The organism is Mycobacterium sp. WUMAC-067 (assembly GCF_020217485.1).
Classification (GTDB): domain Bacteria; phylum Actinomycetota; class Actinomycetes; order Mycobacteriales; family Mycobacteriaceae; genus Mycobacterium.
In genome coordinates this window covers 1-9,036 of sequence record NZ_JAEKMI010000088.1, presented here as the reverse complement: position 1 = coordinate 9,036, position 9,036 = coordinate 1, and the positions used below count along the sequence as shown (strand labels likewise).

General features: G+C 69.1%; 7 protein-coding genes. 5 read left to right on the top strand and 2 right to left on the bottom strand.

Annotation, left to right across the window (positions count from 1 at the left end; genetic code table 11):
* Both JF781_RS26765 and JF781_RS26760 read right to left on the bottom strand, forming a co-directional pair.
* Positions 1-1,123 (bottom strand): PPE family protein (locus JF781_RS26765; protein ID WP_225341333.1); only part of this gene is annotated, 1,123 nt, incomplete at its 3' end.
* Between the two features lie 186 nt (positions 1,124-1,309).
* A complete protein-coding gene (locus tag JF781_RS26760; protein WP_225330553.1) occupies positions 1,310-2,485 on the bottom strand; it encodes a cupin domain-containing protein in 1,176 nt (391 codons plus the stop codon).
* Positions 2,486-2,599: 114 nt separating this feature from the next.
* Between JF781_RS26760 and uvrC the strand changes: the two genes are divergently transcribed.
* The 5 genes from uvrC to JF781_RS26735 are packed head-to-tail and all read left to right on the top strand — an operon-like array spanning position 2,600 to position 8,964.
* Positions 2,600-4,555 carry an excinuclease ABC subunit UvrC gene (gene uvrC / locus JF781_RS26755; RefSeq protein ID WP_225330552.1) on the top strand — a complete coding sequence of 652 codons (1,956 nt, stop codon included), beginning with the start codon at positions 2,600-2,602 and terminating at the stop codon, positions 4,553-4,555.
* Entirely contained in the window at positions 4,552-5,463 is a 912-nt protein-coding gene (gene rapZ / locus JF781_RS26750) for an RNase adapter RapZ (protein ID WP_225330551.1), read from the top strand. Before uvrC ends, rapZ begins: the two co-directional genes overlap by 4 nt.
* On the top strand, positions 5,460-6,536 hold the full coding sequence (yvcK, locus tag JF781_RS26745; RefSeq protein WP_225330550.1) for a uridine diphosphate-N-acetylglucosamine-binding protein YvcK: 1,077 nt from the start codon (positions 5,460-5,462) through the stop codon (positions 6,534-6,536). The genes rapZ and yvcK overlap by 4 nt, the downstream gene beginning before the upstream one ends.
* A complete protein-coding gene (whiA, locus tag JF781_RS26740; RefSeq protein ID WP_026071328.1) occupies positions 6,533-7,510 on the top strand; it encodes a DNA-binding protein WhiA in 978 nt (325 codons plus the stop codon). Before yvcK ends, whiA begins: the two co-directional genes overlap by 4 nt.
* A gap of 53 nt (positions 7,511-7,563) precedes the next feature.
* Positions 7,564-8,964: a wax ester/triacylglycerol synthase family O-acyltransferase gene (locus tag JF781_RS26735; protein WP_225330549.1), complete on the top strand. Its 1,401-nt coding sequence runs from the start codon at positions 7,564-7,566 to the stop codon at positions 8,962-8,964.
* Positions 8,965-9,036: the final 72 nt, after the last annotated feature.

Below are 9,036 nucleotides of genomic sequence, written 5' to 3'. Positions count from 1 at the left end.
ATCTCTGCTCGGCCGGCGCGTCGGCGCGGACGTCCGCGCCGGCCCCGATGCCCGGCGGGCCGACGACGTACGGGGAGCTGAAGCCGGGGACGACGGTGGCGGGGGGCGCCGCGGGCGCCGCGACGGGTGCCGGGGCCGCGGCCGGTGTGGCCGCGGGGACGGGGGCCGGTGCCGAGGCCGGGGCGGGGGTGCTCAGCCCGGGGGCCATCGCGACGGGTGCTCCGGTGTGGGACGGCGCCGGCGCGGCCGCCACCCCGGGCGGCGCGGGCGCGGGCTGGGCGGCGCCGGCCAGCCCGGCCAACCCCGCCAGGCCCGCCGCCCCCGCGACGGGCAGGAAGGGGACGATCAGCCCGATCGAGAGCTGGGTCAATTGCGGCACTTGGGGAATGAACGTGTAGAGCGACTCGCCCGCCCAGTGCGGAACCTTGAGGAGCAGCGGGTCGGTCAGCAGCGTGTGGATGGCCGTAGACGGGTTGGATCCAGAGCTCAGGTCCGTGTGGAGCTCTTGGGCCACCATTTCCACGCGATCGACCCACCAGCTCAGCTGATCCGCCCCCCCGCCCGCATCTTGGTTGGGGGGGTTGGCCAGCTGGATCGCCGGGGGTGGCGCGGTGGGCGGGACCCACGTCATCGCGGTCTGGGAGACCGCTTCATACATCGCCATCGCGGTGGCCGCCCGCAGCCACATCTGCAGATAGTCGAACTCGTTTTGCGCGATCGGAATCGTATTGACACCAAGGAAATTCGTCGCTATCAGGGAGGCGTTGAGGGCTTTGTTGGCTGCTATCTCTGCCAGTGTCGGCATGGCTGCCACCGCGGCGTTGTACGCCGCGATCACGGTGTCGTGCTCGAGGGCCGCCGCCGAGGCGTTGGCGCTGTTCTGTAAAAGCCAGGCCAGGTACGGCACGTGTGCGGCCACGAACTTCTCCGCCGTGGGACCCTGCCACGTCCCGGCCTGCACCTCGGCCAACAAGTCGCTGAGTTCTTGGGCCGCCGCATCGTATTCCTGACTCAACGTCAGCCACGCCGCTTCCGAGTTCAGCAACGATGCGGGCCCCGGGCCGGTGGTGAGCGCCGCCGAATTCACTTCCGGCGGGAAGGCCGCCCAGATCGGCATCGTCATCGTTGGCCACCTCGTCGTTGGCGAAACTGCGATCTCGTTCGAAGGCCCCGGCGCCGCCATCGCGTGGTACCGGCGACAGGGCGGCCGCGTCGCGGACAGCGGTCCGCATGTCGTGAAGCTTATCTCCACAGGCACCGCAAATACGGAGATGATCCGCGGCTTTCACCGGAAATGCGAAGCTAATTGTCAGTCGTTGGACAGCCGGGCGAGGAATCCGTTCAACAGGAGCGTCTGCACCAGCCCCGTCTGCTGCGCGGCGCTCAGGCCGGGCAACTCGCCGACCCGGAACGGTTCGGTACTCGAGACGAGGAACCGCATCGCGGCTTCGTGGTCGAGGCCGGCGGCCACGGACAACTGAGCGAATTGCAGGACAACGCGGTCGGCGACGCGCGTCACCCGCGCGTAGAGCGGTTGGTGCTTGCGCACCAGCGTCTGCGCGACGATGCCGACCGTGGCGCTGACCCGCCCGACCGGTGGGCACCGGCCGCGCCGGACCAAGACGTCCTCCCATGCGCCGAGACCGTCCGCGACGAGCTCGGGGCCCTCGAGGCTTCGCAGGGTGTCGCGCACGAGGTCGCCCAGGCCGGCGCGGACGCCGGCGTCGTCCAGGTGCCGCGGCGGTAACCGGGTGTGCAGCCCGGGGTCCCGCAAGCTCAGCGCGTACAGCGCGTGCGTGACGAGCGTGAGCACGGTGGGCGCGTGCAGCCCGATCGTCAAATGGACAGACGGCTCGGCGTGCGTTTCGGCCGAATGCACTTGGCCCCGCGGCAGATACAGCACATCGCCGGCGCGCAGGCGCACGTCGGTCGCCGACGACGGCCCGTCCGTCCCGACCCCTTTGCGGCTTCCGATCTCGTGTGCCGGCACGGGGGCGTCGGTGGACACGTGCCAGGTCTTGGACCCCTGGATCTGCAGGACCAGCACGTCGTGCGGGTCGTAGTGGGGGACGAAGCCCGTGGAGTCCGGAGGCGTGACGTAGGCGTTGACCCGCGTCGGGAAATTCAGCTCGACCTCGAGGGAATGCGACAGCGCCGCCACCGCGCGCGAGTACCGCTCGAGACCATTGAGCACGATGGTGTACCCGTCGGCCAGGCCGTCGCGGGCGCGGGCCGGGTCGAGACTGCCGTCGCCGCGGCGATAGCTTGCCGGATCCTTGTCCTGGCCGCCCTTCACCAGCCGCACGGCCGACGGCTCCGGTCGCATCTGCTCGAGGAGTTCGTCGACGGCCGAGGGCAGCAGGCCGTCGAAGTAACCCGGTTCGCCTCGGGGGACGTGGTGGTGCCTTCTTGCCCAGATCTCGTCGAGGAACACCTCGACCGGCACGGGGTGTAGCAACCAGGCGAGCGAGGACTCGGCGGCCACATTTCCTCCCAACCCTCGCGGCCTCCCCAAACGTTCGTGGGCACCACAGTAGACCGGCACCCGCACGCGCCCCGCCTTTCTCGGCACGTCGTCGCCGGCTACTAGCCTGGATCTGTGCCAGATCCCGCCACGTATCGCCCCGCGCCCGGGTCCATCCCGGTCGAGCCGGGCGTCTACCGATTCCGGGATCCGCATGGCCGGGTCATCTACGTCGGCAAGGCCAAGAGCCTGCGCAGCCGGTTGACGTCCTACTTCGCCGACGTCGCGAGCCTGCATCCGCGGACGCGGCAGATGGTGACCACCGCGGCCAAGGTCGAGTGGACGGTGGTCAACACCGAAGTCGAGGCGTTGCAGCTCGAATACAACTGGATCAAGGAATTCGACCCGCGGTTCAACGTCCGCTACCGCGACGACAAGTCCTATCCGGTGCTGGCGGTCACCCTCAACGAGGAGTTCCCGCGGCTGATGGTCTATCGCGGCCCGCGCCGCAAGGGCGTCCGCTATTTCGGGCCCTACTCGCATGCGTGGGCCATCCGGGAAACGCTGGACCTGCTCACCCGGGTGTTCCCGGCGCGCACCTGTTCGGCGGGAGTGTTCAAGCGGCACAGGCAGATCGACCGTCCTTGCCTGCTGGGTTACATCGACAAATGCTCGGCGCCGTGTGTCGGCAGGGTCAGCGCCGAACAGCATCGCCAGATCGTGGACGACTTCTGCGACTTCCTGTCCGGCAAGACTGATCGGTTCGCCCGCGAGCTGGAACAGCAGATGAACGCCGCCTCCGAGCGGCTCGATTTCGAGCGGGCCGCTCGGCTGCGCGACGACCTCGGCGCGCTGAAGAGGGCGATGGAAAAACAGGCCGTCGTGCTGGGCGACGGCACCGACGCCGACGTGGTGGCCTTCGCCGACGACGACCTCGAGGCCGCGGTGCAGGTGTTCCACGTGCGCGGTGGCCGGGTTCGCGGTCAGCGCGGGTGGATCGTCGAAAAGTCCGCCGACCCGGGCGATTCCGGTGAGGAGCAGTTGGTCGAGCAGTTCTTGACGCAGTTCTACGGCGAGCAGGCCGAATTGGGTGGCGCCGCAGACGAATCGGTGAACCCGGTGCCGCGCGAGGTGTTGGTGCCGTGCCTGCCGTCCAACGCCGACGAGCTGACGAGTTGGTTGTCCGGGCTGCGCGGGTCCCGGGTCGTTTTGCGGGTGCCGCGGCGCGGTGACAAACGCGCATTGGCCGAAACGGTACAGCGCAACGCGAAAGAAGCGCTGCAGCAACACAAGCTGAAGCGGGCCGGTGACTTCAACGCCAGATCAGCTGCGCTGCAAAACATTCAGGACGCCCTCGGACTGTCCGAGGCGCCGCTGCGCATCGAATGTGTGGACATCAGCCACGTGCAGGGCACCGACGTGGTGGGCTCGCTGGTGGTGTTCGAGGACGGTCTGCCGCGCAAGTCGGACTACCGGCACTTCGGCATCCGGGAGGCCGCCGGGCAGGGACGCTCCGACGATGTCGCCTCCATCGCCGAGGTGACTCGCCGCCGCTTCGCGCGGCACCTGAGCGAACAAAACGACCCGAATATGCTTTCGGCGGAAGGGAAGTCCCGCCGCTTCGCCTATCCGCCGAACCTGTACGTCGTCGACGGCGGCGCGCCGCAGGTCAACGCGGCCAGCGCGGTGCTCGAGGGGCTCGGCATCACCGACGTCGCGGTGATCGGGCTGGCCAAACGGCTGGAAGAGGTGTGGGTGCCCTCCGAACCCGACCCCGTCATCATGCCGCGCAACAGCGAGGGGCTTTACCTGCTGCAACGTGTCCGCGACGAGGCGCACCGGTTCGCGATCACCTACCATCGCAGCAAGCGATCCAAGCGAATGACGGCATCGGTGCTGGATTCGGTGCCAGGATTGGGAGAACATCGCCGCAAGGCATTGGTAAGCCACTTCGGATCGATAGCCCGCCTCAAGGAGGCCACCGTCGACCAGATCACCGCCGTTCCCGGCATCGGCGTCGCCACCGCCACCGCCGTCCTGGAGGCGCTGCGACCCGAGCAGGCCCCCGACGAGTCCAGGGCCGCGCAATGACGGGTCCGGGCGAGCTGGCGGGGAATCACTCGGTGAACGCCCCGGCCGGAATCGACGTCGTTCTGGTGACCGGGCTGTCCGGGGCCGGGCGGGGGACCGCGGCCAAGGTGCTCGAGGACCTCGGCTGGTATGTGGCCGACAACCTGCCCCCGCAGCTGATCACCCGGATGGTCGATCTCGGCATGGACGCGGGCTCGCGCATCACCCAGCTGGCCGTGGTGATGGACGTGCGGTCGCGCGGCTTCACCGGTGATCTGGACTCGGTGCGCACCGAGCTGGCGACCCGAAACATCGCCCCGCGGGTCGTGTTCATGGAAGCATCCGACGACATGTTGGTGCGCCGCTACGAGCAGAATCGCCGCAGCCACCCGCTGCAGGGGGATCAGACGCTGGCCGAGGGCATCGCCGCCGAGCGCCGGATGCTCGCTTCGGTTCGCGCCACCGCCGATCTGATCATCGACACGTCGACGCTGTCGGTGCGGGGCTTACGCGAGACCATCGAGCGGGCGTTCGGCAATGACGCCGGCGCGACCACCAGCGTCACGGTCGAGTCGTTCGGCTTCAAGTACGGCCTGCCGATGGACGCCGACATGGTGATGGACGTGCGATTCCTGCCGAACCCGCACTGGGTCGACGAATTGCGTCCACGCACCGGGCAGGATCCCGCGGTACGGGATTACGTCCTGAGCCAGCCCGGCGCGGCCGAGTTTCTCGACGCCTACCATCGATTGCTATCTCTGGTCGTCGACGGCTACCGCAGGGAGGGCAAGCGCTATATGACGGTCGCCATCGGCTGCACCGGGGGAAAGCATCGCAGTGTCGCGATCGCCGAGCAATTGATGCAGTTGCTGAACGCCGATCACCGGCTGTCGGTGCGGGTGCTGCACCGGGATCTGGGTCGCGAATGAGCGAGCCGTTCAACCGGGGCATCGTCGCGCTGGGCGGCGGACACGGCTTGTACGCGACGTTGTCGGCGGCCCGCCGCCTCACCCCGTACGTCACCGCGGTGGTGACCGTCGCCGACGACGGCGGCTCCTCGGGCCGGCTGCGCGGCGAACTCGGCGTGGTGCCGCCCGGTGATCTGCGAATGGCGTTGGCGGCCTTGGCATCTGACAGCCCACACGGGCGATTGTGGGCGACCATCCTGCAGCACCGCTTCGGCGGCAGTGGCGCTTTGGCCGGGCATCCGATCGGCAACCTGATGCTGGCCGGCCTGTCCGAGGTGCTCGCCGATCCGGTGGCCGCCCTCGACGAGCTCGGGCGCATCCTGGGCGTCAAGGGCAGGGTGCTGCCGATGTGCCCGATCGCCCTGCAGATCGAGGCCGACGTGTCCGGGCTGGAGGGCGACCCGCGGATGTTCCGGGTGATCCGCGGCCAGGTGGCGATCGCGACCACCCCGGGCAAGGTGCGCCGGGTGCGGCTGTTACCCGACCACCCCCCGGCCACCAGGCAGGCCGTCGACGCCATCATGGCCGCCGACCTGGTGGTGCTGGGCCCCGGATCGTGGTTCACCAGCGTGATCCCGCACGTGTTGGTGCCCGAGCTGGCGGCGGCGCTGCGGGCGACGACCGCGCGCCGCGCCCTGGTGCTCAACCTGGTGGCCGAGCCGGGGGAGACCGCCGGGTTCTCCGTCGAGCGTCATCTGCACGTGCTGGCCCAGCACGCACCGGGATTCACCGTGCACGACATCATCATCGACGCCGACCGGGTGCCGAGTGAGCGGGAACGCGAGCAATTGCGCCGCACCGCCACCCTGCTGCATGCCGAGGTCCACTTCGCCGACGTGTCCCGACCTGGTACACCTTTACATGATCCAGGCAAGCTCGCGGCGGCGCTGGACGGGGTCCGGGCGGCCCGCAAGGGTCCGGAAGCGGCTCCGGTCACGGCCACCGCGGATATTCGGGTCGACGGCGCAAAACCACCACCAGGTGGGGACGGACCCGCCGGCAGCGGACCAAGGGGTGACGACTCGTGGCGATGACGACCGAAGTCAAGGACGAACTGAGCCGCCTGGTCGTGAAATCGGTCAGCGCGCGGCGGGCGGAGGTCACGTCCCTGCTGCGGTTCGCCGGCGGGCTGCACATCGTGGGCGGTCGCGTCGTGGTCGAGGCCGAGGTCGATCTCGGCAACGTCGCGCGGCGGCTGCGCAAAGACATTTTCGAACTTTACGGTTACACCGCCGTCGTGCATGTGTTGTCCGCCAGCGGGATTCGCAAGAGCACCCGGTACGTGCTGCGGGTGGCCAACGACGGTGAGGCGCTGGCCCGCCAGACCGGGCTGCTCGACAACCGCGGCCGCCCGGTGCGCGGGCTGCCGGCCCAGGTGGTCGGCGGCAGCGTCGGCGACGCCGAGGCCGCATGGCGAGGGGCCTTCCTGGCGCACGGGTCGCTGACCGAGCCGGGACGGTCCTCGGCGTTGGAGGTCAGCTGCCCCGGACCGGAGGCGGCGCTGGCGTTGGTGGGCGCGGCGCGCCGGCTGGGGGTCAGCGCGAAGGCCCGCGAGGTGCGCGGCGCCGACCGGGTGGTGGTGCGCGACGGCGAGGCGATCGGCGCGTTGCTGACCCGGATGGGCGCCCAGGACACCCGGCTGGTGTGGGAGGAGCGCCGGATGCGCCGCGAGGTGCGGGCAACGGCCAACCGGCTCGCCAACTTCGACGACGCCAACCTGCGCCGCTCGGCGCGCGCGGCGGTGGCGGCGGCCGCCCGGGTGGAGCGGGCGCTGGAGATCCTCGGCGACACCGTGCCTGACCATTTGGCGTCGGCCGGCAAGCTGCGCGTCGAGCATCGCCAGGCGTCGCTGGAGGAGCTCGGCCGGCTCGCCGATCCGCCGATGACGAAAGACGCTGTGGCCGGCCGCATTCGGCGGTTGCTGTCGATGGCCGACCGTAAGGCGAAGATCGAAGGCATTCCCGACACCGAGTCGGCGGTGACGCCGGATTTGCTGGAAGACGCGTAACTGGTCGCGCGAATCGCTGTTCGCAACGGGTTGGCGGGGGCTACGGTCGGGGAATGAAACGGCTTTCGAGCGTTGATGCGGCGTTTTGGTCGGCCGAAACCGCGGGCTGGCACATGCACGTGGGCGCACTGGCGATTTGCGACCCGAAGGAATGCTCCGAGTACAGCTTTGCGCGACTGCGCGAGCTGATCATCGAGCGGCTGCCGGAATTGCCGCAGTTGCGGTGGCGGGTCACCGGGGCGCCATTCGGCCTGGACCGCCCGTGGTTCGTCGAGGACGAGGACCTGGACCCCGACTTCCACATCCGGCGCATCGCGGTTCCGGCGCCCGGCGGGCGGCGCGAACTCGAGGAACTGGTGGGGCGGTTGATGTCCTACAAGCTGGACCGCGCCCGGCCGCTGTGGGAGATGTGGGTGATCGAGGGCGTCGAGGGCGGCCGGATCGCGTCGCTGACCAAGATGCACCACGCCATCGTCGACGGCGTCTCGGGCGCCGGCCTGGGTGAGATCCTGTTGGACGTCACGCCGGAACCGCGGCCGCCGCAACACGAAACGGTGGGATCGCTGGTGGGATTGAATATTCCGGGCATCGAGCGGCGGGCGGTGGGTGCTCTGATCAACGTCGGCGTCAAGACTCCGTTCCGCGTTGCGCGGCTGGTGGAGCAGACCGTGCGTCAACAGATCGCCGCGCTGGGGGTGCGCAGCAGGCCGCCGCGCTACTTCGAAGCGCCGAAAACCCGCTTCAATGCGCCGGTTTCGCCACACCGGCGCATCACCGGCTGCCGTGTCGAACTGGCGCGCGCCAAGGTCATCAAAGACGCCTACGGTGTCAAGCTCAACGACGTGGTGCTGGCGTTGGTGGCCGGCGCCGCGCGCGATTACCTCCTCAAACGTGGTGAGCTGCCCGCCAAACCGCTCATCGCGCAGATCCCCGTGTCGACGCGCACCGACGAGAACAAGGACGACATCGGCAACAAGGTGAGCTCGATGACCGTCTCGTTGGCCACCCATATCGAAGACCCCGGGGAGCGGCTGCGGTCCATCCACGAAAGCACCCAGAACGCCAAGCTGATGGCCAAGGCGTTGTCGGCGCACCAGATCATGGGGCTGACCGAGACGACACCGCCCGGGCTGTTGGGGCTGGCCGCGCGGGCCTACACCGCCAGCGGTCTGTCGCGAAACCTGGCCCCTATCAACCTGGTTGTCTCGAATGTGCCCGGCCCGTCGTTCCCGTTGTATATGGCCGGCGCCAAGCTGGACTCGCTGGTGCCGCTGGGGCCGCCCGTGATGGACGTCGCGCTGAACATCACGTGCTTCTCCTACACGGATTACCTGGACTTCGGTTTCGTGACGACGCCCGAGGTGGCCAACGACATCGACGACATGGCCGATCGCATCGAGCCGGCGCTCACCGACCTCGAAAAGGCCGCCGCGGTGGAGAACAGCTCGAGCTAAGCCTGCCTGGTGATCTGACGCTACCGGTCGCCGCGAGCGCGGCGATTTGCGAAGTGTTATGCGGCCCCGGGA

Bases quoted from the DNA above. Each gene is read 5' to 3' on its own strand.
- JF781_RS26735 (WP_225330549.1), top strand. From the start codon at position 7,564: ATGAAACGGCTTTCGAGCGTTGATGCGGCGTTTTGGTCGGCCGAAACC.
- rapZ (WP_225330551.1), top strand. From the start codon at position 4,552: ATGACGGGTCCGGGCGAGCTGGCGGGGAATCACTCGGTGAACGCCCCG.
- whiA (WP_026071328.1), top strand. From the start codon at position 6,533: ATGACGACCGAAGTCAAGGACGAACTGAGCCGCCTGGTCGTGAAATCG.
- yvcK (WP_225330550.1), top strand. From the start codon at position 5,460: ATGAGCGAGCCGTTCAACCGGGGCATCGTCGCGCTGGGCGGCGGACAC.